We start from the raw sequence: 591 nt of genomic DNA on the forward strand, positions 1-591 counted from the left end.
CAGGTAGGAGAGATCTTTTACATAGGAAACGGGGTTATAAGGACTTTTTTAGATATTCGCCCGCGAATCATAAAACTTGGTGATTCTGAACTAGGTGTTTCTCGTGGTGGATATGATGAACGAGGATTGCTAGGGCTAGCGTTTCATCCAGAATTTTATTATAACGGTCTGTTTTATCTTCATTATTCAGTAGCTGGAACACAAGGTCCAGGTGCTCTTTCTGAACCTTTTAGGCCTAACCCGTGTGATCCCAGAACTTTAAACCTAAGATGGATAAATAGAGAAAATCAATATGATCATATTGATACAGTTGAAGAATGGAATTTACAATCGAATGGTCAACCTCAAAAACGCCGAACATTACTTAACTTAAGAAGACCATTTTTTAATCATAATGGTGTCAATAGCTTAAACTTTTCACCTGAAACCGGAAACCTTGTTTTAACAACCGGAGATGGTGGATCAGGCTATGATCCATTTAATTTAAGCCAGGATGATATGGAAATAGCTGGTAAAATAATTGAAATTGATGTAGTTAAGAATACATTTATCTATAATCCACCGGTAATCACACGTTTTAATGAACTTCCC

General features: G+C 36.5%; 1 protein-coding gene. It reads left to right on the forward strand.

Annotated features, from left to right (window positions below; translation table 11 throughout):
• Nucleotides 1-591, forward strand: a 591-nt coding sequence (locus tag AC1DUW_RS31945; protein WP_477644593.1) for a PQQ-dependent sugar dehydrogenase, incomplete at both ends; no start/stop codon positions are given.

This window comes from Peribacillus sp. P4_C12 (genome assembly GCF_056402095.1).